27 protein-coding genes are annotated in these 22895 nt (G+C 61.7%); 20 read left to right on the forward strand and 7 right to left on the reverse strand.

Annotated elements, in window-relative coordinates:
• Positions 1–30 precede the first annotated feature (30 nt).
• Positions 31–489: an Rsd/AlgQ family anti-sigma factor gene (locus R3F42_15345; protein ID MEZ5543391.1), complete on the reverse strand. Its 459-nt coding sequence runs from the start codon at positions 487–489 to the stop codon at positions 31–33.
• 456 nt (positions 490–945) lie between these two features.
• Here R3F42_15345 and R3F42_15350 point away from each other — a divergent pair, with 456 nt between their 5' ends.
• The 3 genes from R3F42_15350 (at position 946) to R3F42_15360 (ending at position 2790) form a co-directional block, all read left to right on the forward strand.
• On the forward strand, positions 946–1377 hold the full coding sequence (locus tag R3F42_15350) for an Rrf2 family transcriptional regulator (GenBank protein ID MEZ5543392.1): 432 nt from the start codon (positions 946–948) through the stop codon (positions 1375–1377).
• A gap of 39 nt (positions 1378–1416) precedes the next feature.
• Positions 1417–1803 carry a Fe-S cluster assembly scaffold IscU gene (gene iscU, locus R3F42_15355; GenBank protein MEZ5543393.1) on the forward strand — a complete coding sequence of 129 codons (387 nt, stop codon included), beginning with the start codon at positions 1417–1419 and terminating at the stop codon, positions 1801–1803.
• Between the two features lie 138 nt (positions 1804–1941).
• Positions 1942–2790 carry a dihydrofolate reductase family protein gene (locus R3F42_15360; protein ID MEZ5543394.1) on the forward strand — a complete coding sequence of 283 codons (849 nt, stop codon included), beginning with the start codon at positions 1942–1944 and terminating at the stop codon, positions 2788–2790.
• Positions 2791–2800: 10 nt separating this feature from the next.
• Here the strand turns inward: R3F42_15360 and R3F42_15365 are convergent, their stop codons facing one another.
• Positions 2801–3220: a YkgJ family cysteine cluster protein gene (locus R3F42_15365; protein ID MEZ5543395.1), complete on the reverse strand. Its 420-nt coding sequence runs from the start codon at positions 3218–3220 to the stop codon at positions 2801–2803.
• A gap of 172 nt (positions 3221–3392) precedes the next feature.
• Here R3F42_15365 and R3F42_15370 point away from each other — a divergent pair, with 172 nt between their 5' ends.
• The 5 genes from R3F42_15370 to R3F42_15390 all read left to right on the forward strand — a co-directional run bounded on the left by R3F42_15370 (position 3393) and on the right by R3F42_15390 (position 6904).
• The gene (locus R3F42_15370; protein MEZ5543396.1) at positions 3393–3941 is read left to right on the forward strand and encodes an NUDIX hydrolase; all 549 of its coding nucleotides are present in this window, start codon (positions 3393–3395) and stop codon (positions 3939–3941) included.
• Between the two features lie 25 nt (positions 3942–3966).
• The gene (locus R3F42_15375; protein MEZ5543397.1) at positions 3967–4545 is read left to right on the forward strand and encodes a chalcone isomerase family protein; all 579 of its coding nucleotides are present in this window, start codon (positions 3967–3969) and stop codon (positions 4543–4545) included.
• A 14-nt stretch (positions 4546–4559) separates the two neighbouring features.
• Complete coding sequence (locus R3F42_15380) at positions 4560–5516, forward strand: D-2-hydroxyacid dehydrogenase (GenBank protein ID MEZ5543398.1); 957 nt, start codon at positions 4560–4562, stop codon at positions 5514–5516.
• Positions 5517–5532: 16 nt separating this feature from the next.
• A complete protein-coding gene (locus R3F42_15385) occupies positions 5533–6258 on the forward strand; it encodes a YggS family pyridoxal phosphate-dependent enzyme (GenBank protein MEZ5543399.1) in 726 nt (241 codons plus the stop codon).
• A 148-nt stretch (positions 6259–6406) separates the two neighbouring features.
• Complete coding sequence (locus R3F42_15390; protein ID MEZ5543400.1) at positions 6407–6904, forward strand: DUF1043 family protein; 498 nt, start codon at positions 6407–6409, stop codon at positions 6902–6904.
• A gap of 91 nt (positions 6905–6995) precedes the next feature.
• On the opposite strand, the gene R3F42_15395 is transcribed toward R3F42_15390, so the two are convergent.
• Both R3F42_15395 and R3F42_15400 read right to left on the reverse strand, forming a co-directional pair.
• Complete coding sequence (locus R3F42_15395; GenBank protein MEZ5543401.1) at positions 6996–7412, reverse strand: secondary thiamine-phosphate synthase enzyme YjbQ; 417 nt, start codon at positions 7410–7412, stop codon at positions 6996–6998.
• A complete protein-coding gene (locus R3F42_15400) occupies positions 7409–7606 on the reverse strand; it encodes a hypothetical protein (protein ID MEZ5543402.1) in 198 nt (65 codons plus the stop codon). Before R3F42_15400 ends, R3F42_15395 begins: the two co-directional genes overlap by 4 nt.
• A gap of 361 nt (positions 7607–7967) precedes the next feature.
• Between R3F42_15400 and R3F42_15405 the strand changes: the two genes are divergently transcribed.
• On the forward strand, positions 7968–8264 hold the full coding sequence (locus tag R3F42_15405; protein ID MEZ5543403.1) for a hypothetical protein: 297 nt from the start codon (positions 7968–7970) through the stop codon (positions 8262–8264).
• On the opposite strand, the gene R3F42_15410 is transcribed toward R3F42_15405, so the two are convergent.
• A complete protein-coding gene (locus R3F42_15410) occupies positions 8237–9646 on the reverse strand; it encodes a YihY/virulence factor BrkB family protein (protein MEZ5543404.1) in 1410 nt (469 codons plus the stop codon). The two genes, R3F42_15405 and R3F42_15410, sit on opposite strands and share 28 nt — an antisense overlap.
• Positions 9647–9862: 216 nt before the next feature.
• Between R3F42_15410 and R3F42_15415 the strand changes: the two genes are divergently transcribed.
• The 4 genes from R3F42_15415 (at position 9863) to fabB (ending at position 13916) form a co-directional block, all read left to right on the forward strand.
• Positions 9863–11365: a diguanylate cyclase gene (locus R3F42_15415; protein ID MEZ5543405.1), complete on the forward strand. Its 1503-nt coding sequence runs from the start codon at positions 9863–9865 to the stop codon at positions 11363–11365.
• A 185-nt stretch (positions 11366–11550) separates the two neighbouring features.
• The gene (locus R3F42_15420) at positions 11551–12033 is read left to right on the forward strand and encodes a YajQ family cyclic di-GMP-binding protein (protein ID MEZ5543406.1); all 483 of its coding nucleotides are present in this window, start codon (positions 11551–11553) and stop codon (positions 12031–12033) included.
• Between the two features lie 108 nt (positions 12034–12141).
• On the forward strand, positions 12142–12681 hold the full coding sequence (fabA, locus tag R3F42_15425; protein ID MEZ5543407.1) for a 3-hydroxyacyl-[acyl-carrier-protein] dehydratase FabA: 540 nt from the start codon (positions 12142–12144) through the stop codon (positions 12679–12681).
• A gap of 11 nt (positions 12682–12692) precedes the next feature.
• Positions 12693–13916 (forward strand): beta-ketoacyl-ACP synthase I, encoded by a 1224-nt coding sequence (gene fabB, locus R3F42_15430; protein ID MEZ5543408.1) that lies wholly within the window; start codon positions 12693–12695, stop codon positions 13914–13916.
• A gap of 6 nt (positions 13917–13922) precedes the next feature.
• Here fabB and R3F42_15435 read toward each other — a convergent pair whose 3' ends face one another.
• Positions 13923–15011, reverse strand: a complete 1089-nt coding sequence (locus R3F42_15435; GenBank protein ID MEZ5543409.1) for a thioredoxin fold domain-containing protein — start codon at positions 15009–15011, stop codon at positions 13923–13925.
• A gap of 3 nt (positions 15012–15014) precedes the next feature.
• Entirely contained in the window at positions 15015–15422 is a 408-nt protein-coding gene (locus R3F42_15440) for a 6-carboxytetrahydropterin synthase (protein MEZ5543410.1), read from the reverse strand.
• A gap of 211 nt (positions 15423–15633) precedes the next feature.
• Between R3F42_15440 and R3F42_15445 the strand changes: the two genes are divergently transcribed.
• The 7 genes from R3F42_15445 to R3F42_15475 all read left to right on the forward strand — a co-directional run bounded on the left by R3F42_15445 (position 15634) and on the right by R3F42_15475 (position 22893).
• On the forward strand, positions 15634–15999 hold the full coding sequence (locus R3F42_15445; GenBank protein MEZ5543411.1) for a tetratricopeptide repeat protein: 366 nt from the start codon (positions 15634–15636) through the stop codon (positions 15997–15999).
• Between the two features lie 177 nt (positions 16000–16176).
• The gene (gene nadA, locus R3F42_15450; GenBank protein MEZ5543412.1) at positions 16177–17166 is read left to right on the forward strand and encodes a quinolinate synthase NadA; all 990 of its coding nucleotides are present in this window, start codon (positions 16177–16179) and stop codon (positions 17164–17166) included.
• An 18-nt stretch (positions 17167–17184) separates the two neighbouring features.
• The gene (locus R3F42_15455; protein ID MEZ5543413.1) at positions 17185–18207 is read left to right on the forward strand and encodes a TIGR03790 family protein; all 1023 of its coding nucleotides are present in this window, start codon (positions 17185–17187) and stop codon (positions 18205–18207) included.
• A 93-nt stretch (positions 18208–18300) separates the two neighbouring features.
• Positions 18301–18663 carry a hypothetical protein gene (locus tag R3F42_15460; GenBank protein MEZ5543414.1) on the forward strand — a complete coding sequence of 121 codons (363 nt, stop codon included), beginning with the start codon at positions 18301–18303 and terminating at the stop codon, positions 18661–18663.
• A 331-nt stretch (positions 18664–18994) separates the two neighbouring features.
• Entirely contained in the window at positions 18995–21142 is a 2148-nt protein-coding gene (locus tag R3F42_15465) for an HAD-IIB family hydrolase (protein ID MEZ5543415.1), read from the forward strand.
• Positions 21142–21990, forward strand: a complete 849-nt coding sequence (locus R3F42_15470) for an HAD-IIB family hydrolase (protein MEZ5543416.1) — start codon at positions 21142–21144, stop codon at positions 21988–21990. The genes R3F42_15465 and R3F42_15470 overlap by 1 nt, the downstream gene beginning before the upstream one ends.
• A 15-nt stretch (positions 21991–22005) precedes the next feature.
• Complete coding sequence (locus tag R3F42_15475) at positions 22006–22893, forward strand: carbohydrate kinase (GenBank protein MEZ5543417.1); 888 nt, start codon at positions 22006–22008, stop codon at positions 22891–22893.
• Positions 22894–22895 lie beyond the last annotated feature (2 nt).

Consider the following 22895-nt stretch of genomic DNA (forward strand, 5'->3'; position numbering starts at 1 on the left):
ATGCAAGCAGTGAACGGAATTGACATCGACTCAGTGACTGGTTTCGTTGCGTAACGCGGATATCACCTGATCTTCGTACTGGATGCGATCGGCGATGCATTCGCCCAGATTGGACAGGTCAACCGCCAGATACTCCACGCAGTTGTCCAGCGACATCGCCTCGTACTTGTCATTGAAACGCAGGATGGTGTCCGTCGTTTCCACGATCTTGGGATAGAGCTCGTCGGCAATCGCCAGTACCGCCTTGCGCCGTTCGCAGTTGTCGGCCAGATAGCGATAGAGCTGGAAGTGCGCGCTTGCGGTGTAGTCGATCAAGGCCTCGCAGAACCGGCGCAATGCCTTTTCCATCGACGCATCGGGCGTGAACGGTTGCCTGCTGGCCAGTTCGGTCAGCAGCGTCAGCGTTTCGTTGCGCGCGCTAACCAGGGCACTGAGCTTTTCTGACGATCTCCGCCGCCGATCCACCCCACCGGGAATCTGTAAACCCATGAATCGCTCCTATCGCTTTGTTCTTTCTGTGAAATTCACTGTCTGCCTGGCATGCCGAGCCGGGAGACACGCCCGTCTTCAGCAGCAGCAACAACCGGGCCGGTTCGACGGACGGCCTCAGCACTTTACCAACAAGCCGATGTAATTCAAACAGTTTTCTAGCAGCCGAGGAGTCCAGCCCGGGAACAACCCGTGTTCCATCCCTCCCGTTGGCGCACATCTCATATCCCCTTAAGGATAGAGGGATTAATTTATCCATATTATACATTGAGTTATAAAATCAGCCCGATATAACGGGGCGCATGAATTCTTGACTAAAAGAGTCGGTCATTACTATCATTGCCACATCCGAGAGCGGATACTTTCACTACGATCCGCCGCCGCTGCCTGGAATGGAATACGGTTCAGGCGCAGCGGAGCATGAAGCAAGCTGTACCGTATTCACTGAGGTTAGTCATGAAGTTATCTACCAAAGGCCGTCACGCCGTCACGGCCATGATGGAACTGGCACTGCAGCACGACAAGGGTCCCGTAACACTTGCCGACATTTCCGCGCAGCAGTCGATATCGATTTCCTATCTCGAGCAACTGTTCTCGCGCCTGCGTCAGCACGGTCTCGTAACGGGTATGCGTGGACCCGGCGGCGGCTATTGCCTGGCACGCCCCGCGCAGGAGATCACCATCGCGGAAATTCTCGCGACTGTCGATGACGTCAGCCGACGCGAGGAAACCGCCGGCACAGCGGGCGCGAAGATGTGGCTTCACCTCAGCAACCGGATTTTCGACTACCTCAACAGCATCACGCTGGAAGCAGCCATCGAGTCCTACAACCAGGACTCGGAGGAGAAACCGCTGTTCGGATCAGGCTTCCAGCAGAGTGCAGCCTGATACATTCTTCCGGCAGTTTTTGTTATTGGAGAAACCAACATGGCATACAGTGACAAGGTACTGGACCATTACGAGAACCCGCGTAATGTTGGCTCGTTCGACAAGGGTGACCGGCAGGTAGGTACCGGCATGGTGGGCGCGCCGGCCTGCGGTGACGTGATGCGCCTTCAGATCAAGGTAAGCGATGACGGCATCATTGAGGATGCCCGCTTCAAGACCTACGGCTGCGGATCAGCCATTGCTTCCAGTTCGCTGCTGACCGAATGGGTCAAGGGCAAATCCCTGGAAGAGGCACGCGCCATCAAGAATACCGATATTGCCGCGGAACTCGCGCTGCCACCGGTCAAGATTCATTGCTCGGTACTGGCGGAGGACGCCATCAAGGCGGCGATCGAGGATTACCAGGGAAAATCGGGACAGGCTTAGCACCACGCGGTTCTGCGCACAACCGTAGACTCAAACGGGACCGGTCAGGTCCCGTTTTTTTGCCGGATGTCACGCCGGATCCCGCAGCACAGCGACTGCCGGCCGCAGTCGGCTGAGCACACTGTTATACTCCGCCTGATGAACGATCAAGCCACAGCGCCTCCCGTCGCGCGCCTGTATCCCGAACCGCAAACCGGGTTGTCGCTGCAGGGCCTGTATCTGGAGCACGGTCTGCACACCCTGGGACGCGACACGCCGTACGTCTACAGCAACTTCATCACTTCACTGGATGGCCGCATCGCACTCGGCAAGAGCGGACGCACCACACATACCGTTCCGGAAGCGATCACAAACCCCCGCGACTGGCGCCTGTACCAGGAACTGGCCGGACAGGCTGACATACTGGTCACGAGCGGACGCTTCTTCCGCCAGAGCAGCGCGGGTGAGGCACAGGACGTTCTGCCGGTCGGCACCCAGCAGGAATTCGCCGATATCCGCAGCTGGCGCTCCGCACAGGGGCTGCAGGCACAACCCGACATCGCCATCATGAGCGGCAGTCTCGATATCCCGCTGGCAGCGCTGGAGCCCTACCGGAGTCGCCGGTTGATCGTCGTGACCGGCGACGGCGCGGACGAGAGCAAGGTCCGCAGGTTGCTGGATAACGATGTGACGGTCATGCGTGCGGGGTCGGGACGCCGTGTGGATGGTCGCCTGATGGTCGAGCAGCTGGCCACGGCCGGCTACCGCAGCGTCTATGCAATCGCCGGACCGGCCGTATTCGGCACCCTGCTGCAGGCCAGGACGGTCAACCGCCTGTACCTCACGCTCGCCTGTACGCTGCTCGGTGGTTATGTGTTCGACACGCTGACGCGCGGCGAACTGCTGGTACCGGCGCAGGGCATGCAGCTCGGCAGCCTGTATCACGACGGCCATGCCCCAGCCGGCGCCGGACAGCTGTTCGCCATGTTCGAATCCGGAACGGGGTGATCGGGCCGGCCTAGCCCGGCTGGCTGTTCTTGAGCGCACGCAGGATCTGCGCGAGCGGCACGGCGCTACCGCGCCCGATTCCCTCGCAACGCTGCCGCTCCCGCAGCCAGGCACGCCGGTTGCCGGCGATCTCGGGCCAGAAAGGATAGGTCCGGCACTGGGCCGGACGTGCGGCATAGATGCTGCAGCGCTGCGTATGATCGAGAAAGATGCAGCTGCCGCCTGCGGCAGCTGCCAGTGACAGCTGACCATCCTCCAGGCGCCGCAGGTACCTGCGCCGGAACCAGGCACGCGACAGGCCGAGATAACGGCATATCCGCTCCGCCTCCCGTTGACCGAGAAAGACGTGATACTCACCCGGCATGGAACAGCAGCGGCCGCAGCGGGTGCAGGAAAAATGCAGCGAACTGGTCTCGTAATACGGTTTCACGCCACATATACCCCCGCTGACGGCACATTGCACGGACGACAGGTGCAGAACTGCGCCCTGATGCGTCCTGTTTACAGTGATTACCCCCTGCCGACAAGCCTGCCGCAGCGACACGGGTTTGTGTTAAGGTCATGAGACTGTAATTCTCACCGGAACACCCGCGGGAACCTCCATGATCTACTGCAGCAACTGCGGTCAGCCACTGGTCGAAAAAATTCCTGACGGCGATTCGCGCACACGCCATGTCTGCGAGGCATGCAACATCATCCACTACCAGAATCCGAAGATCGTCGCAGGTTGCCTGCCCGAGTGGAACGGCCGCCTGCTGCTGTGCCGGCGTGCCATCGAACCACGTTATGGATTGTGGACGCTGCCGGCGGGTTTCATGGAGAACGGCGAGTCGACCGAGCAGGCTGCCGCGCGCGAGACCTACGAGGAAGCCCGCGCACGGGTGATCGACCTGCAACTATACGGAGTATTCAGCATCCCGCACATCAGCCAGGTCTACATGATGTTCCGCGCCGGCCTGGAATCCGAGCATTACAGCCCGGGCGTAGAGAGCCTTGAGGTCCGGTTGTTCGAGGAACATGAAATCCCCTGGGAACAGCTGGCATTTCCGGTTGTCCGGCGTACACTCGAGCGTTACTACAGCGATACCAGAAACAGGCACTTCCCGGTACATGTGGAAAACATCGTGCGTCATCCGCCGCGCCCGCGGTGAATCACCAAGATCAATGGAGACTGCCATGAACACCAAAGCCATCGTTTTGCTGCTGGCAGCCGTGCTGTGCGCACCGCTGCCGACCCATGCAATGAAAGTCGGGGACATTGCGATACCCGATGCGCTGCCGCTGGATGGCAGCGGACACGAGCTACTGCTGAACGGCGCAGGCATGCGCGTGAAGTTCTTCATGGACATTTACGTTGGCGCACTGTACCTGCCGGCACGCACAGCCGACCCCAAGACGATTCTGGCCGATACCGGCGCTGCCAGCGTGCTGATGAAATTCGTGTACAAGGAGGTCAGCAGGGACAAGATCGTGGCTGGCTGGAACGACGGTCTCGCCAGTAATCTCGAGCGGACCGAACTCGACGCGCTGGCGGGCCGGATCGCACAGTTCAACGCATTGTTCACGACGGTGCGCAGGGGCGACAGCATACGCATCGACTACAATCCCGCCACGGGCACGGAAGTCCGCATCAACGAAGAATTGCGCGGCACGGTCGCGGGCAACGATTTCTTTCGTGCCCTGCTGCGGATCTGGCTGGGCGAACACCCGGTAAGCACCGCACTGAAATCAGCCATGCTTGGCAGGCAGGACTAACCCGGCCGCGGATCATGCGTGGTGTTTTCCTGGACGACCATACCCTGGGCGATGGCGATCTGGCACTGGATCCCCTGCGTGCGACCCTGGATGAGTGGGAATTCCGTGGCACCACGGCTCCTGCGGAGGTAGCCGCTGCCCTGCATGATGTCGATATCGCCGTCACCAACAAGGCAGTGCTCGACAGCAGTGTCCTGGCATCAGCCACCGCGCTCAGGCTGATCTGCGTCGCGGCGACCGGCACCAACAACATCGACCTCGGCGCCGCGGCCCGCCATGGTATCACCGTGTGCAACGTGCGGGCCTATGCCACCGCTTCGGTGGTCGAGCACGTCTTCATGGTAATGCTTGCGCTGACCCGTCGCCTGCAGGCACATCTGGCTGCGGTCAGCCACGGCGACTGGTGCCGGGCAGATCGTTTCAGTCTCCTCGATTTTCCGTTCCGCGGGTTGGCAGGCCGCACCCTGGGAATCATCGGTTACGGCGAACTCGGCCGGGCAGTCGGGAATATGGCCGCGGCTTTCGGCATGCAGGTGATCGTGGCGCAGCGCCCGGGCGGGCCCACGCTGGCGGGACGGGTGACACTGCCCGAGCTGCTGGCCAGCGCCGACATACTCAGCCTGCATTGCCCGCTGACCGAGCAGACTCGGAACCTCATCAGCGCCAGGGAACTCGACTGCATGCAGCGGGATGCCATCCTGATCAACACCGCGCGCGGCGGCATCGTGAACGAAGCGGATCTCGCGGCAGCCCTGCGCAGCGGCAGAATCGGTGGCGCCGCCGTCGATGTGCTGAGCGAAGAACCGCCGGCAAACGGCAGTCCCCTGCTGGAACCGGGGCTGCCCAACCTGATCGTCACACCGCACGTCGCCTGGGCGAGCCTGCGCTCCAGGCAGCAACTGGTCGAGGAAGTCGCCGCCAACATCCGTGCCTATCTGGGCGGCGCACCCAGCAATGTGGTAACAGCCTGAGACGGACACGAACTGCATGTCGGTCAGCGCCAGCGACATCGCCGCCAATCTGGAGGATATCCGTGCACGCATGCATGCGGCCGCGACAGCGGCCGGTCGAGACCCGGACGGCATCCGACTCATCGCGGTATCCAAGTACATGCCCGCGGACTATGTCCGCATGGCCATGGCTGCCGGCCAGTTCTGTTTTGGTGAGAGCACCGTGCAGGACGCGCAGACCAAGCAGGCACTGCTCGACGACCGGCGCACGGAATGGCATTTCATCGGTCACCTGCAGTCGAACAAGGCAAGGTTCATACCCGGCCGGTTTGCCTGGCTGCACACGCTGGACAGCCTGCGACTGGCGCAACGCCTGTCCGCCGCCGCGCTGGACGCAGCGCACACCGTGCAGGTGCTGATCCAGGTCAACGTGGCCGCCGATCCCGCCAAGCAGGGTCTGGCAGCAAGCGAGCTGTTTTCCTTCGTCGATCGCCTGCTAGCCGCCGACCTGGCCGGCATCCGGCTGCGCGGTCTCATGACCATCGGGCGTCATGATGCCGACACCGAGCCGCGCCGGGCCGAATTCGCGGCCCTGCGCGAACTCGGCCGCGCCTGCGCCGAACGCTTCGGCGCGCCGCTGTTTTGCGAGCTGTCCATGGGGATGAGTGCGGATTTCGAACTCGCCATCACCGAGGGCGCGACCATGGTCCGTGTCGGCAGCTCCATTTTCGGCGCTCGCGAGAAGCACGACGCAGGCGCCTGAATCCCGTGCCGCACAGGGAAAATGGCGAATGGCAGGCAACGGCTGCGCGCTGCCCGCAACACCATACACTGACAGTTCATCAATCCGGCACAATCCAGTACAATGCGCCGGGAAATCATCCGGAACAGCACCAAGCGGGGGAGTGTTGATGATAACGCTGGACGGTCAATCGTCATACTGGGCAATCGGGATCCTGAGCTTTCTTATCGGCATAGTGCTCGGCTGGATCATCACCTATACCCTCGTTGTCCGGCATGGCCGCACCCACCAGCTGCAGCTGGAACTCGACGAATTACAGGAGAACTTCCGCGACTACCGCGACCAGGTGACGCATCATTTCATGCGCACATCTGAGCTGGTGCAGGAAATGACCCAGAGTTATCGCTCTGTCTACGAGCACCTGGCCTCGGGAGCACAGTACTTGTGCGGTGATCCGGAGCTCAACCGACTGAACCGCCACACGCCACCGCCACTGGCCGCGGCCGACCCGCCGCAGCCGCAACAGCAAGCGGAGTATGACTACGACGAGTACGCCGAACTCTCGCGCATCCGCGATGATATCGACGAACTGCTCGGCGAGGCGCCGCGTATTTCCGACATGGACATGGACGCTGCGGAGCAGGACAACCGTCCGCTCCAGCACTAGCGTCTCCGAGAACCTATCTCGTAAAACGCGAGCAGCAGGTCATCCCGCAGCTGGCTGACTCATGCAACAGGCCGGCACGGAGCTGCACGGCCTATTCGCCGCTGACGGTCACCGTGACCACGCGCCGGTGCCCCACGCTGCGGTGCTCCCACAGGTAGATGCCCTGCCAGGTACCGAGCGCGCAATGGCCCCGACTGACCGGGACTGTCAGATCGGTGTGTGTCAGTATGCTGCGTACATGCGCGGGCATGTCATCCGGCCCTTCCAGGGTGTGTACGAACACCGGATCCCCGTCCGGTACCAGGCGCGCCATGAAACGTTCCAGATCCGCCCGCACGTCAGGATCCGCGTTTTCGCAGATCATCAGCGACGCGCTGGTGTGTTGTACGAACAGGTGACACAGACCCGTCGAGATGCCGGCATTCTGCACCACGTCCTGGACCCGTTCTGTGACGGGATAGCTGCCCCGGCCACGGGTAGCGACCTGCAGGATGGCCTGGTAAATCACCGGGATGCACTCTCGTAAACCGCCATTATCGACTGTAATTCCTCCAGCACGGACAGTCGCTCGGCGGCGGACAACCGTGCCGTGGCGGCCAGTTCCTGGCCTGTACGCAGGGCCTGGATATACTCGTAGACCTTGTCACAACCCTGCTGACAGAGCTGCTCGACACAGCGCTCGACTGCGCCGTCTTCATCCAACTTATTATATTTATTATAAATATCAGACATATGCTGGAAGACGATAGCGGAAATAACACCTGGATCACAGATTCCCGCACGCTGGCGTACTAGGCTGGAATCCGCGAGTTCAGCTGGAGCGGTAGATGATACCGCAGTATACGGGCTGACGGGGGGTACACCGATGAATCACATGACATTCGCCTGTTGCGCACTCGTCATGGCTTGTGGCTGTCTGTCGGCCTGCACCACCGCCCGCTCGCCATTCCCCGTGTCGGACATGATCGCCTCCAGCGCAATTCCGCCGGCCGACCCGGCCCTGGATCATTATATTGCGCGGGTGCCCGGCGATGTGGCAGAAACCGCGACGGTGGCAAGGGCCATGACGCATATTTCCCTTGGCCGGGCACGCGAGCAGGCCGGGCAGGAACTGTGCGATGGCGGACGCCTCATACCGGGGGAAGTCGCCAGTGTCACCGGACCGGTTCCCGCCGCCAACCAGGGCGAGAGTGTATCCAGACCGGTATGGTACTACCGTATCAGCCAGCAACCCGGCCTGCACGGCTGTACGGCCGTGGAGGAATCACGGCTGTTCCAGGCTATGCAGGAGAACCTGCCCGCATGGATCACGATAGAACGTGCCCACACCGCCTACACGGAACTCGGCTTGCTGGAATAATCCCGAATTTGCTCCGGCAGGTTTGATGGCTCCAACTCCGCATTGAGCGGCGCAACGAGATCGCGCAGCGAACGCTCCTGCAGACTGCCACGCAGCGACTGCGAGAGCGACTCCATCAGCTGCGCCACGGCGTCCGACGTCGCCAGCTGATCCACACTCAGGAACCTGCTCTCCCCGGCCCGGCGCACGGCATCGAGCATGTCGGTCAGCCGCATGGTGTCCAGGTCATGTGTCGGCAGATAGACCGTCGCATCCTCGTTCTGGATCTCCACCAGATAACCGGCGGCTACGAGTATCGCGAGCAGGCGGCTGACCGGTTCGTCCGGAAGCCCCAGGCGGTCGATCAGCTGTTCCAGCTGCCAGGGCGGCCTGTCATGCAGATGATGGTAGCCGATGAGATACATGATCTGCAGCGCCAGCTGCTCTCGCAGTCGGTTGCTGAGCACGAAACGCACGCGGTGCAGGGTCATGAACTTGGGATTCTGCACGAAATAGGCGATCTGAGAACCCACCAGCAGGATGAGCCAACTCAGGTAAGTCCAGATCAGCAACAGTATGAGGATAGCGAAGCTGGAGTAGATCGCAGCGTATTTCGCCGACGAGACAATGAACGTTGCGAAGCCCCAGCCGGTAATTTTCCACAGCACCCCTGCGAGCACTCCGCCGACCAATGCAGCGCGAAACTGCACCCTGGTATTGGGCATGACGATATAGATAAAGGTAAATGCAAGACATACCAGTATGTAGGGGACCGTGCGGCTTAACAGCAGGAACAGTGTCCCGAACGGTTCGATCGATGCCAGCTTGTGCGCGGTTTCCGTTCCGAATATTGCAGCAGTGAAGCCTACTGCGCTGAAGATCAGCACCGGCCCGATGGTGATTACACTGAGATAGTTGCTGAAACGCTGCGCCATGGGCCGCAGGCGCTCGATCTGCCAGACGAAGTTGAATGCCGACTCGATCTTCTGGACCAGGGCAATTACGGTGTATATCAGGAAAGCGAATCCGACCGACCCGAGCATTCCGACTTTGATGTTATCGACAAAGCCGATGATCGTGCTGGCCACCTCAGCACCACTCGGACCAAACGGCTCCAGCAGGATGCCGAAGAGGTAATGTTCCAGACGCTGGTGATAGCCGAAACCCTTGAGCACGGACAGGCTTACCGCCAGCAGCGGCACGATGGACAGCAGTGTCGTATAGACCAGGCTCATGGCCCGGAGATTAAGTTGCCCGCCCATGAGTTCACGCAGCAGCATATGTACCACCCGCAGCACGAACACGAGCACCCGGCGCACACCAGCCAGGCTGCGCAGGTCGTCATCCCAGACATACGCCCTGAGCACCGCAATCAGCCTGGCAAGATAATGCAGCATTCCCATCAATCTCCCTGTACCCGCGGCCCGCCTCCCTGCTATGCCGGCGCATTCCGCCATGCAATCGGCCATGGCATATCAGGACACGTCCTTGCGGCAAGGTCCGTGCTGCGCCGGGCACCGGCCGGCGGCGGATCGAGACAATTGGCGATCCAGCCTAAAGCAAGACCGCGCGTCGCCGATACCACCTGATGTGTTGCAACCCCCCCGCGAGCGCAAGAAATGAGCGATAATTCAGGCAATAAGCAGCGACTCCTGATAGTCGACGACTCCAAGGTCATCCGGGTCACCGCCCGCAAGATCCTGCAGAACCGCTTCCAAACCGTCGAAGCCGTCGATGGTAACAATGCCTGGGATATCCTGACCAGCCAGGAACCGTTTTCCCTGATCATATCCGATCTCACCATGCCGAACCTGGATGGTTTCGGTTTGCTGGAGAAGATCCGCAGCTCGAACGAACCGCACATCCGCAACATACCTGTCATCATCATCACGGGGGCCAATGATTCCGAGGCCACCATGCAGCGCGCCAGCGCTGCCGGCGCGACCGATTTCATCGGCAAGCCGTTCGACTCCGTCCACCTGCTCGCACGGACCGAGGCACACGCCGGGGCCTATGCGACGAACAACGCACTGACGGAGGAAAATATCCTGCTCGAGGATCAGGCACTGGCAGACCCCCTGACGGGACTCGCCAACGATACGGCGTTCATGGAACAAGGCTGTGCACTGCTGGCGTATGCGATCAGGCATGATTCCACCCTGGCACTGGCCAGTCTCGAGATCGACAATTTTGATGTCATCGTGAAAACGCACGACGCCGAAGCCGGCGAGCTCGTAATCAAGTCCGTCGCCTCGGCATTGGCGGCGAATATCCGCAAGGAAGATCTCGCAGCACGCACGGGTGCCGCACGTTTCGCCCTGCTGCTGCCGGGCATGAATGTCTCCGGCGTTGGCAAGCTTTCCGAACGCATCACCGCTGATATCGGCAAGCATGCCGTCATCAGTGCGGGCAAGCGCGTACGCTTCACCGTCAGCATTGGTATTGCCGCGCCCGAGATCCGCGCGGATACCGGATTCGATGAACTGCTCGCTGCTGCAGGCGAGAGCCTGAAGCAGGCCGTGGCCAAAGGCGGCAACCGCGTGGTCCCGCCGACATCGCCACAGCGCACCGCCGAGCATCCTGCAGGTGCAAGCGATACCGAGTGGACGCTGGAGCCCATGGAGCAGAAGGCCAGCTTCGAGGCGTCGGAACCGGAAGCCGACATTGCAACCCTTGAGGAATTGCAGGTCGAGGCCGTGGAGGCGCTCCCCGGAATCGAGGTCGATGCAGCAATGGATTCCGAGATAATCACGTTAACAGCGACACCCGAGATCGAGGAAGCCACAGACGCGGCGACCTTCGCCGGCACGACGGTTGCGGACGCTGCCATTGAGGAGGAAGAAGAAGAGACCATAGTCATCACTTCCCCCTACAGTCTCTACGACCTGGACGAGGTTGAACTCGCCGGCGGCGTGCACGGGCACGAAGCAGACGTGGAGACCGCCAGCGAGACAGCGGTAGCCAGCACACCGGCTCCGGCTCCGGCACCCGCCCCGGCCGAGACGGAGCGTCCAGCGGCTGCAAGCGAAACGGTCGAAGACGACGATCTGGATTTCCTGGAACCCCGCCCGGGTCTCATCAGGCGTCTGCTGGGCGCCCTGTTCGGCCGTCGCAGCGACTAGAACCTATCGCATAACCCCTGCGACCCGCGGGGATCCCCGCATCCACACCTCCTCATGCGGTGCCGCCGGCTGCACCTGCCAAGCCGGCGCCGCGACAACTCCCTGCGGGATGGCAATGGCCCGCAGTCACTGCATATAATGTCACCCCAAGCAGACTGTATGCAGCACGGCCGGGAAGTGTCCAGATGCCATCGTTCGATATCGTTTCAGAAGTCGACATGCATGAAGTCGCCAACGCCATTGACCAGTCCAACCGCGAGGTCGGCAACCGCTTCGATTTCAAGGGCAGCGATTCGCGCATCGAACGTAATGATACCGTGCTCACGGTATCCAGCGACAGCGAGTTCCAAGTCAGGCAGATCCTAGACATCCTGCACCAGAAACTGGCCAAACGCGGGGTCGATATCGCCGCGCTGGAACAGGACGAGATCATCAGCCGCGGCAACAAGGCCAGCGTGACAATCACCGTGCGCCAGGGCATCGATCAGGACACCGCCAGGGAACTGATCAAGCTGATCAAGGGCTCGAAACTGAAGGTCCAGGGCAGCATCCAGGGCGACAAGGTGCGTATTGCCGGCAAGAAGCGCGATGATCTGCAGGCGGCTATCGGGTTGTTGCGCGAGGCCGGGATCGAGTTGCCACTGCAGTTCATCAACTTCCGGGATTGAGCGCCGGGCCGGAACGAGCGACGGACGCTTATCCCCGCCTGTTCAGAGCGCCGCCATTTGGACTAAAATACCCAATTTCATCAGCACAACCCAGGCGAAAATCCGACCATGACACAAACAGGACAGCCCCGCATTGTCGGCAAGAGCAGTTTCACCAAAGAGGAACTGCTGGAATGCGGCCACGCCCGCTTATTCGGACCTGGCAACGCCCAGTTACCATTGCCGCCCATGCTGATGTTCGACAGGATCACCCAGATCAACAACAACGGCGGCGAGCACAGCAAGGGCCAGATCGTCGCCGAACTGGATGTGACTCCGGACCTCTGGTTCTTTGCCTGCCATTTCGAGAATGACCCGGTGATGCCAGGTTGCCTAGGGCTGGACGCCATGTGGCAGCTGGTCGGCTTCTACCTCGGCTGGGCCGGCAGCCCCGGACGCGGACGCGCGCTGGGCGCAGGCGAAGTCAAGTTCAGCGGCCAGGTCACTCCGAAAACCAGACTGATCACCTACCGCATCCACATGAAACGCGTGATCCAGCGCAAGTTGAACATGGGCATTGCTGATGGCGTGATGGAAGCGGACGGGCGCGCAATTTACAGTGCCAGCAACCTGCGCGTTGGCTTGTTCACCTCCACCGAGAACTTCTAGGGCCATACATTATGCGTCGCGTAGTCATCACCGGTATCGGCATCGTCTCCAGCCTTGGCAATAACAAGGCAGAGGTCACCAGTTCCCTGCGTGACGGTCGTTCCGGCATCGAGTACATCGAGGAATACAAGGAGCTTGGCTTTCGCAGCCAGATCGCAGGCACGCTCAAGATCGACCCGGATGCTCTGATCGACCGCAAGCTGCGCCGCTTCATGGGTAACAGTGCCGCCTACAACTACATCGCGATGCAGGAAGCCATCGAGGATGCCGGCCTGCCCGGGGACATGGTATCAAACGACCGCACCGGCCTCATTGCAGGCTCGGGCGGAGCGTCGACCGAGAACGTCGCGCTGGCCATCGATACGCTGCGCGAGAAGGGTATACGCCGGGTCGGGCCGTATATGGTTCCGCGCACCATGTCGAGCACGAACTCAGCCTGCCTGGCCACGCCATTCCAGATCCGTGGCGTCAACTACTCGATCAGCTCCGCCTGCTCCACCAGCGCGCACTGCATCGGCAACGGCTACGAACTGATCCAGTTCGGCAAGCAGGATATCGTCTTCGCGGGCGGCGGTGAGGAATTACACTGGACATTGACATTGATGTTCGATGCCATGGGCGCACTCTCGTCCAAATACAACGCAACACCCGCGACCGCTTCCAGACCCTACGATGCCACCCGCGACGGTTTCGTGATCGCCGGCGGCGGCGGCATGCTGGTGCTTGAGGAACTCGAACACGCGCGCGCGCGTGGCGCGCGGATCTACGCGGAACTGGTCGGATACGGCGCCACTTCCGATGGCTATGACATGGTGCAGCCATCCGGCGAAGGCGCGGTGCGCTGCATGCGCCAGGCCCTGGCCACGGTCAGCGAACCGATCGATTACATCAACGCGCACGGCACCAGCACGCCGGTCGGCGACATGCGCGAGTTGGAAGCCGTACGGACCGTATTCGGCGAGAACATACCCAGGATCAACTCAACCAAGTCGCTGTCGGGCCATTCCCTGGGTGCCGCCGGCGTGCACGAGGCGATCTACTCGCTGCTCATGATGCAGAAGGACTTTCTCTGCGCCTCGGCCAATATTACCGAACTGGATCCGCTGGGCGCCGATTTTCCAATCATCCGCGAACGCATTGACAATGCAAATACCAGGATCGTCATGTCGAACAGTTTTGGCTTTGGCGGTACCAACGCAACCCTGATATTCAGACGCTGGCAGGACGAGGCCTGAGCGACATCACCTGAACTGTTGTGGCGTGCGCGCTTCACGCCAGCGCTGGAAGGTCGCGTAGTCCCGATAGCCACCTTCGAGGATGAAATCCAGCACGTTCTGCAGCCGATAGAACTGCACCACGGAATCGACGCGGATGATCTCGCTGCCGTCGGCATCGAAAAAGATCAATGTCGGCGTATAGAACAGCCGCATCGCCTCGGCCCATTTGCGTGCCGTCGTCCGCTCACCGCCAGGTGTAACCACCGGCGTATCGTCCCAATACGATAACTGGACCACCTCCAGCTGCTGCATGCGCTGCTTGATGGCCGGTTCCTGCAACGGCCCGGTATGCAGCACGTCGCAGGCATGGCAGTTGCCCTGCTCGAAGATGACGAGCAGCGGACGCTCACCGTGCCTGCGGCTACGATCGAGCATGTAAGGCCCTGGCAGAAAATAGGATTCCTCGCTCAGCTCCCCGGGCTCGAACACCAGCGGCACATCCGCGCGCGCGAGGTAGTCACGAAAGGCCTCGTGCCGATAATGTCCGTCCGCGACATATTCCAGCGCCGCCCGAAACCGGTACGGCGGGTAATAGCCGCGCAGGCGCAGGGCTTCCTCGCCGTCGACGTCATAGAAGACGAGCGATGGAGTGAAGTTGGTCTGCTCGCGCGCCGCGAAGCGATGTTCGTCGAGCGATTCACCCTCCAGATCGGTGACGGTATTCTGTCCGTGGATGTCGATGCCTATGATGTCGAAATGCGCCTGCAGGTAGCTGCGTATATCCTCCTTGGCGAGGTCTTTTTCCAGGAATTGCCGGCAGTAGGCACAATATTTCTGTCCGAAATAAACGATCAGACCTGCCTTCCCGGCCCCATGCGCCTCCTGCAGATCTTCGCGCAGATCCAGGAAACTGAGCTTGAACCATTCCGGGTAGCTCAGCGGTTCCTCCAGCGGCTGATCGTCGAACAGCAGGTGATCATCATCTTCCACGGCAGCTGCCGGCGGAACCAGCACCAGCCAGAGCAGTACCAGACCGGCCCGGAGGACGTCGCGCCACGGTGCGGCCGGCCGCCCAAGCCGGTCATGATGCATCTTTTCCGACCGCGTCCTCATCCGCTACCCGCCCGGACGATAGCTCGCGAGGCTGGTTTCGGTCTCCCACAGCGCCACCTCGACCACGGGAAACCCCCGCGCAGCGACGTAATCGTAGATCATGCGGGCGATAACCTCCGCGGTGGGATTTTCCTCCGTGACGTGCAAACGCTCGCCGGCGCTGCGCAGCAACGGGACAAGCGGGTCGTCGCGACACAGCAGCAGGGTGTGATCGATCTCCGTATCCAGCCAGCCGCCCACCGCACGCTTGAGCTCGCTGAAGTCCTCCACCATGCCACGCGCATCCAGCTGCGTGCTCTCCAGGGTGATGACCGCGCGCGCGTTGTGTCCGTGCAGATGCCTGCACTTGCCGGCATAGTTGAGCAGGCGGTGGCCATAGCAGAATGATACTGACTTCGTAACACGATACATACTCGCTTCCGGATTCAGGCAGTTAGCTGACTAAAATAAGAGAATACCTGCGCTAGCGCGGATAACCGGGCCATCTGCATGACGGATTCCCACCCCTGCCGCCATTTTATGAACCCTACCCCACCAAGGCTATACATATCTTGAACATTGTTATTAGAATGCGGGGCATGTCGATGATTCCAAACAGCTTGGCAGGCAGCTGATGCAGGGCATGCCAACCTGGACCATCCTCGGCGGCGGCTACCAGTCCTACCTCAAGGGGGATTACCAGGCCGCCTACGAGGAATGGCTGCCGCTGGCAGAACTCGGCGATGTCGAGGCCCAGTTCAATATCGGCGTCATGTACGACGAAGGCGCGGGCCGCCCCCAGGACCTCGCCATGGCCGCCGGCTGGTATCGCAAGGCTGCGCAGCAGGGCTTTGCGGACGCACAAACCAATCTCGGCATGATGTATTACCACGGCCACGGCGTCGCCCGTGATCATGTCGAGGCAGCCAGGTGGTTCCGCCGCGCCGCCGATCAGGGAGACGCGGAAGCCGCCCGGTATCTCCGGATCCTGGAAGGCAACCCCGCCTAGGCAGTACCGAAACGTGCCTGAAACCCACGCCCCTGCTACTCTTCTATCATACAAACATCATGTTATTTAATTAATCGCACATTATTTCGAGACAGGATGGCCGCCCAGGTGAGTGACGCAGCAGACATCGAGATACCACCGATCGTGCTTGACCAGGCCTATCCGCTACCCGGCAGCGTGGGCCCGCCTGCATACGCACCCGGAGAACGCGAGGCCCTGACCGACGAGATCGGTGAGCTCCTGCGTGTGAAAGACGCGGTGCTGGTCGCGCACTACTACACGGACGAAGACCTGCAGATGATTGCCGACCGGACCGGCGGCACGGTGTCTGACTCGCTGGAGATGGCGCGCTTCGGCAACCGTCATCCGGCCTCCACCCTCGTGGTCGCCGGGGTGCGCTTCATGGGCGAGACGGCCAAGATCCTCAACCCTGAAAAACGGGTGCTGATGCCGACACTGAAAGCGGAATGCTCACTCGACCTCGGCTGCCCGGCGGACAAATTCATCCCTTTCTGCGACGCCCATCCCGATCGCACCGTGGTGGTCTACGCGAACACCAGTGCCGAGGTGAAGGCCCGTGCCGACTGGGTGGTAACCTCCAGTATCGCGGTGGACGTCGCGCGGCATTTGAAGGAACAGGGCCGGAAGATTCTCTGGGCGCCCGATCGCTATCTCGGCGACTACGTGCGCCGTGTCACCGGCGCCGACATGTTGCTGTGGCAGGCCAGCTGCATCGTGCACGAGCGTTTCAAGGCGGAGGCGCTGGAAAACCTGGCGCGCCAGTACCCGGATGCCGCCGTCCTGGTACACCCCGAATCCCCCGAGGCGGTCATCGCACTGGCCGACGTGGTCGGCTCGACCACCCAGCTGATCAATGCCACGCGGCGGCTGCCCAACAAGCGCTTCATCGTCGCCACCGATAACGGCATCTTCTACAAGATGAAGCAGGCAGCCCCGGACAGGATCTTCATGGAGGCGCCCTCGGCCGGCGCAGGCGCGACCTGCGAGAGCTGTGCCCATTGCCCGTGGATGGCGATGAACAACCTGCGCAACCTGGCCGAGGTCCTGAGAACCGGCAGTAACGAGATCCAGGTCGATCCCGAGGTCGGCCGCAAGGCGCTCCGGGCAACGCAACGCATGGTCGACTTCGCTGCCGGCAAGGGCTGATCCGGGCCGCACATGCGCATGCGGCTCACCGTCCTCCTGGTGCTCGCACTCGGCCTCATGGGCGGATGCGACGCGGCTATCGACCAGCCAGCGCCGGCGCCTGCCACCCTCGGACCGGAACACCTAGCCGTCATCGTCAACGACCGCGACCCGCTGAGCCGTGAGATCGTAGACTATTATGTCGCCCGACGCCGGATCCCCGCAGCCAATGTCATCCATGTGCAGTTCCCGCCCGGAGGCAGCGTCATGCGAGTGCAGGATTTTCTGCCACTGCGGGCGGAGGTGCTGCGCCAGACCCCGGCGACGGTCCAGGCCTATGCCCTGGCGTGGACCACGCCCTACCGGGTCGGCTGCATGTCGATCACGACCGCCATGGCGGCAGGTTTCCGCAAGGAATTCTGCGCAATCGGCTGCAAACCCACCGCAGCCAGCCCCTATTTTGATTCAGACAGCCATCGGCCCTTCGATGATTTCGGCTGGCGTCCGAGCATCCTGCTGGCCGGCACCACCCTCGCCGCGGTGAAGTCGCTGATCGACCGTGGCGTGGCCGCCGACGGTACGCATCCTGCGGGCGACGGTTTTCTCATGGTCACCTCGGACCGTGCCAGGAATGCCCGCGCCCGTTTCTATCAGGGCATCCTGCTGCTGCAGTCCGATCGCTTCCGGCTGCACCTCCTGCAGCAGAACAGCCTTAAGGATAGAAAGGACGTGCTGTTCTATTTCACCGGTTTGGCGACCGTACCCGACATCGACACGAATACCTTCCTGCCGGGCGCGATCGCCGATCACCTGACATCGGCAGGCGGCCAGCTCACCGACAGCAGACAGATGAGCAGCCTGCGCTGGCTGGAAGCGGGGGCTACCGGCAGCTACGGCAGTGTCACAGAGCCCTGCAACTACGTGCAGAAGTTCCCGCGACCGAATATCGTCATCAATCGCTATCTCAATGGCGAGACGCTGCTGGAAGCATACTGGAAAAGCGTGCAATGGCCGGGCCAGGGCGTCTTCATCGGCGAACCACTGGCCAGCCCGTTCCATTGAACGGGTTGTACCTTTGGACAATTTACACGATCCGCTCCGGAATTTAGCCTGTAGCTGCAGTATCGAACAATACCAAAAACCAGGAGCACAGCAGTGACGCATCACGTCGCACGGATGCATGACGTCAGCCCGGGATTTGCCGCGATCAGCAAGCCCGGCACATTGTCTTTGCTCGCACATATTGTTCGGGGCACCGTCGCTGACGGCATGCAGGTGCCCGTCCTGCTCTGCATCGCAGCCGGCGTCGGCATGTACCACTACGGCTTCGCCCATCACCAGAGCCTGGCCATGCTGCTGGCCACCGGCATCCTTGTTACCGGGCTGATCCGGGGCTGCGCCGCATGGCAGCAGGAACTGGACGAATACCAGCGCCAGCTGGCGATCGCCAGACTTGTACAGCTCGATTACGAAAGCCAGAATGCGATACCGGGTTTCTACCCGCCGCGACATTACTAGGATCCATCTCACTAACCCGCGCGATACTGCATACCGGGCAGCCAGCACCCTGCAGCGCGGTGGGCCTCATGCCGCTGCTTGAACCGCGAACAGCGCCGATGGCAGGGACAGTTGCAGCCGCGCAGCGCTCAGCGGTCTAGTCCAGGCCAAACCGGCGTTGCCGGACGGGGAATCCCGGCGGTATTGCCGCGCCCGCGCTGCCGGAACAAACCCGGAGCGCCAGCCGCGCCTCACGCCAACACTTGCCTCCTGCGTGATAACATCTGTATGGTTGTCGCGACCAGCCGGGCAGCGACTATACCTGCCGGCCCAACCGTAACCGCCTGGAGCGATGGACAATACCGAGCGCAAACCGTACCTGCTGCTGCTCAGCATCCATGGTCTGATACGCGCACACGATCTCGAGCTGGGGCGGGATGCCGACACCGGCGGCCAGACCAAGTATGTGGTGGATCTCACGCGCGCTCTCGGCGCCAGGGCGGATGTCGGCCGGGTCGACCTGGTCACGCGCCGCATTGTCGACCCATCGATCAGCGCCGACTACGGCCGCCCCGAAGAACGGCTGTCCGACAAGGCAAGCATCATCCGCATCGATGCCGGCCCCGACGAGTACATCCCCAAGGAACAGCTGTGGGATCATCTCGACAGCTTCGTTGACAACCTGGTCAACTGGCTGAACAGTCAGCACCGCACACCCGACCTGGTGCACAGTCACTACGCCGACGCCGGCTACGTCGGCACCCGGCTCGCCAACCTGCTGGGCGTCCCGCTCGTGCATACCGGGCACTCGCTCGGCCGCGACAAGCGCAAGCGGCTGCTCGCCCGCGGGCTGTCTGGCGAAAGCATCGAACGCACCTACAACATCCGGCGGCGCATCGATGCCGAAGAGGAAGTGCTCGCCAATGCGGATCTGGTTGTCACCAGCACCCACAACGAGATCGAGGAGCAGTACGGACTCTATAATTACTACGACCCGGCGCGCATGCGCGTCATCCCGCCGGGTACCGACCTGGTACAGTTCCGCCCACCGGCCGCGAGCGAATCTTTCGCCTTCGCGGCACGCCTGGAACCTTTCCTCAGCCGGCCAGACAAGCCCCTCGTGCTGGCGCTGTCACGCCCCGATGAGCGCAAGAACATCCTGAGTCTGATCGAGGCATACGGTGAATCGCATTCGCTGCAGGAGGCTGCCAATCTCCTGATCGTTGCCGGTAGCCGCGATGATATCCGCGATATGGATACCGGTGCGCGTTCCGTCCTGACCAACATCCTGCTGCTGATCGACAGCTACGATCTCTATGGCAGGGTCGCCGTGCCCAAAAGCCATCGCGCCAACGAGGTTCCGGAGATCTATCGGCTCGTGGCGGCATCCGGGGGGGTATTCATCAATCCGGCACTGACTGAACCATTCGGCCTGACGCTGCTGGAGGCTGCCGCTACCGGTCTGCCGATTGTGGCGACAGAGAACGGCGGACCGGTGGATATCATCGCTAACTGCAGGAACGGCATCCTCGTGGATCCACTCGACCGGGATGCGATCAGCAAGGCGCTGCTCAAGCTGCTCAGGGACCGCGAGGCCTGGCAGGTCGCCGCACGCAATGGCATCGAAGGTGTACGCCGGCACTACTCCTGGGAGGCACACGCCGACAAATACATGGAGCAGATCGGTCGCCTGCACGGCAAGAGCCGTCCGGTTGACTGGGAGCGACCGCGCCCGCGCGCAATGCATTTCCGCGACCGCGCGCTGTTCACGGACCTGGACCAGAACCTGGTCGGCAACCCGGCCGCCCTGCAGAGTTTTTCCGAGGTCATGCGCCGTAACCGCAAGTGCGTAACTTTCGGTATCGCCACCGGCCGCCGTATCGACTCCGCGCTGGCGATAATCAAGAAATACCGCATTCCGACACCCGACGTGTTGATCAGCAGTCTAGGCACACGTATCCACTACGGGCAATCCCTGACCGAGGACAACTACTGGGCCGACCACATCGATCACCACTGGAACCCGCTGCGGGTTCGGCGCGTGATCGGCGAACTGCCCGGCATCAAGCCACAGTCCAAGCATGACCAGAGCCGCTTCAAGCTGTCCTACTATTACGACGCCCAGGCCGCACCGTCCTACGATGAGATCGTCACACTGATCCGCCAGAACGATCTGACCGCCAATGTATACATATCTTTTGGCCAGTTCCTCGACATCATTCCCTCACGCGCCTCCAAGGGCCAGGCGCTGCGCTATGTCGCCCAGCGCCTCGATATCCCGCTGGAACATATCCTTGTTGCCGGCGGTTCGGGCGCGGACGAGGACATGATGCGCGGCAACACACTTGCCGTGGTGGTCGGCAACCGGCATCACGAGGAACTTTCCCAGCTGACTGACCAGGACAGCATCTATTTCGCCCAACAACCGCATGCCATGGGCATACTCGAGGCAATCGATCATTATGACTTCTTCAACAGCTGCGAGATTCCCGCTGACTGATGCCTGATCGACTGCTGGTATGCACCGACCTCGACCGCACCCTGCTGCCAAACGGTCCGGAGTCGGAATCCCCCTTGGCGCGTGAACACTTTGCCAGACTGGTGGCAGACCCGCGGGTCACGCTCGCCTATGTCAGCGGACGGCACCGGGCACTGGTGGAACAGGCCATCTTCAATTACTGCCTACCGGTCCCGGATTTCGTGGTCGGCGACGTCGGCACGACCATCTACCAGGTGGGGGAAGCGCAGGCCTGGCAGCGCCTGACCACGTGGGAAGACGAATTCGCGAGCGACTGGGCCGGCAGGACGCATGCCGACCTCAAGACCCTGCTGCATGACCTGTCCGCACTGCAGCTGCAGGAAATGAGCAAGCAGAACGTATACAAGCTGAGTTATTACGTGCCGCTGGAGAGCGACCGTGACGCCTTGTCAGCCGTCATCCGGCACCGCTTCCACGAGGCCGGCATTCACGCATCCCAGATCTGGAGTACGGACGAACCGATGGGTATCGGCCTGCTGGATATCCTGCCGGAGCACGCGAGCAAGCTGCATGCCGTCGAGGCGTTGATGCGGCTGAACGGCTTCGACTGCGGCAATACCGTCTTCTGCGGCGACAGCGGCAACGATATCGAGGTACTTGCCAGCCCCATACCCGCCGTGCTGGTCGCCAACGGGAACCCCGACGTCAAGGAGCTCGCCAGGCGCCTGGCCGACGAGATGGGATGCGGCGATCAACTCTATATTGCCCGGGGCGGCTTCCTGGGCATGAACGGGAACTACAGTGCCGGTATACTTGAAGGGATTGTCCATTACCATCCGGCCGTCACCGGCTGGCTCCAGGAGTCGTAACCGCGGAACGCACGCATGAAACATAGCGGGATCTACATCTTCGGCGAGGTGTTGTTCGACCACTTTCCCGATGGCACGCGGGTGCTGGGCGGCGCGCCCTTCAACGTTGCCTGGCACCTGCAGGCATTCGGACTCGAACCCTGCTTCATCAGCCGGATCGGCGCTGACGCCGAGGGCGCTGAGGTGATCGGTGCCATGCGCGACTGGGGCATGGACACGCGGGCGGTACAAATCGACGAGCAACGGCCCACAGGCCGGGTTAGTGTGCAGATCGTGGACGATGAGCCGGCCTACGACATCGTTGCCGACTGCGCCTACGATGCCATCGAACCGCAACCGGACCTGATCCCCGACGACGCCTTCGTGTATCACGGCTCACTTGCCATCCGGATGCCGCGATCACGGCAGACCCTGGATACGTTCGTGCATGCCGCCAGTACCGGCACCTGCTTTCTCGACGTCAACCTGCGCCCACCGTGGTGGCATCGGGCAGATGTCCTGGCCCGGGTTAAATCAGCGCACTGGGTCAAACTCAATACCGACGAGCTGGGCCTGCTCGCACCGGACACCGCCCGGGACGAGGCTCAGGCCGAAGCATTTCTTGCCGAGAACGATCTGGAGGGACTGATCCTGACGCAGGGCGCGGAAGGCGCCCGCGCCCTGACCCGTGACGGCGCGCAGTTCACGGTCAGGCCCGGCGCCGCGGTCAGCGTCGTGGACACCGTCGGCGCCGGCGACGCCTTCACCGCGGTCACGATCCTCGGCATCGTTTCCGGCTGGCCGCTGGCGCCGACACTGGAACGTGCCCAGGTCTTTGCCTCGCAAATCGTCGGCCGGCGCGGCGCGACTGTCGCCGAACGCGGCTTTTATCAACCACTGTGCCAGGCCTGGGGCCTGAGCTGAGA

This window comes from Pseudomonadota bacterium (assembly GCA_041395565.1).
Classification (GTDB): Bacteria; Pseudomonadota; Gammaproteobacteria; order UBA9214; family UBA9214; genus UBA9214.

Bases quoted from the DNA above. Each gene is read 5' to 3' on its own strand.
- fabA (MEZ5543407.1), top strand. From the start codon at position 12,142: ATGACACAAACAGGACAGCCCCGCATTGTCGGCAAGAGCAGTTTCACC.
- R3F42_15375 (MEZ5543397.1), top strand. From the start codon at position 3,967: ATGAACACCAAAGCCATCGTTTTGCTGCTGGCAGCCGTGCTGTGCGCA.
- iscU (MEZ5543393.1), top strand. From the start codon at position 1,417: ATGGCATACAGTGACAAGGTACTGGACCATTACGAGAACCCGCGTAAT.
- R3F42_15415 (MEZ5543405.1), top strand. From the start codon at position 9,863: ATGAGCGATAATTCAGGCAATAAGCAGCGACTCCTGATAGTCGACGAC.
- R3F42_15390 (MEZ5543400.1), top strand. From the start codon at position 6,407: ATGATAACGCTGGACGGTCAATCGTCATACTGGGCAATCGGGATCCTG.
- R3F42_15380 (MEZ5543398.1), top strand. From the start codon at position 4,560: ATGCGTGGTGTTTTCCTGGACGACCATACCCTGGGCGATGGCGATCTG.
- R3F42_15470 (MEZ5543416.1), top strand. From the start codon at position 21,142: ATGCCTGATCGACTGCTGGTATGCACCGACCTCGACCGCACCCTGCTG.
- R3F42_15445 (MEZ5543411.1), top strand. From the start codon at position 15,634: ATGCCAACCTGGACCATCCTCGGCGGCGGCTACCAGTCCTACCTCAAG.
- R3F42_15345 (MEZ5543391.1), bottom strand. From the start codon at position 489: ATGGGTTTACAGATTCCCGGTGGGGTGGATCGGCGGCGGAGATCGTCA.
- R3F42_15360 (MEZ5543394.1), top strand. From the start codon at position 1,942: ATGAACGATCAAGCCACAGCGCCTCCCGTCGCGCGCCTGTATCCCGAA.
- R3F42_15455 (MEZ5543413.1), top strand. From the start codon at position 17,185: ATGCGGCTCACCGTCCTCCTGGTGCTCGCACTCGGCCTCATGGGCGGA.
- fabB (MEZ5543408.1), top strand. From the start codon at position 12,693: ATGCGTCGCGTAGTCATCACCGGTATCGGCATCGTCTCCAGCCTTGGC.
- R3F42_15385 (MEZ5543399.1), top strand. From the start codon at position 5,533: ATGTCGGTCAGCGCCAGCGACATCGCCGCCAATCTGGAGGATATCCGT.
- R3F42_15405 (MEZ5543403.1), top strand. From the start codon at position 7,968: ATGACGCATATTTCCCTTGGCCGGGCACGCGAGCAGGCCGGGCAGGAA.
- R3F42_15350 (MEZ5543392.1), top strand. From the start codon at position 946: ATGAAGTTATCTACCAAAGGCCGTCACGCCGTCACGGCCATGATGGAA.
- R3F42_15410 (MEZ5543404.1), bottom strand. From the start codon at position 9,646: ATGGGAATGCTGCATTATCTTGCCAGGCTGATTGCGGTGCTCAGGGCG.
- R3F42_15440 (MEZ5543410.1), bottom strand. From the start codon at position 15,422: ATGTATCGTGTTACGAAGTCAGTATCATTCTGCTATGGCCACCGCCTG.
- R3F42_15420 (MEZ5543406.1), top strand. From the start codon at position 11,551: ATGCCATCGTTCGATATCGTTTCAGAAGTCGACATGCATGAAGTCGCC.
- R3F42_15465 (MEZ5543415.1), top strand. From the start codon at position 18,995: ATGGACAATACCGAGCGCAAACCGTACCTGCTGCTGCTCAGCATCCAT.
- R3F42_15435 (MEZ5543409.1), bottom strand. From the start codon at position 15,011: ATGAGGACGCGGTCGGAAAAGATGCATCATGACCGGCTTGGGCGGCCG.
- R3F42_15475 (MEZ5543417.1), top strand. From the start codon at position 22,006: ATGAAACATAGCGGGATCTACATCTTCGGCGAGGTGTTGTTCGACCAC.
- R3F42_15370 (MEZ5543396.1), top strand. From the start codon at position 3,393: ATGATCTACTGCAGCAACTGCGGTCAGCCACTGGTCGAAAAAATTCCT.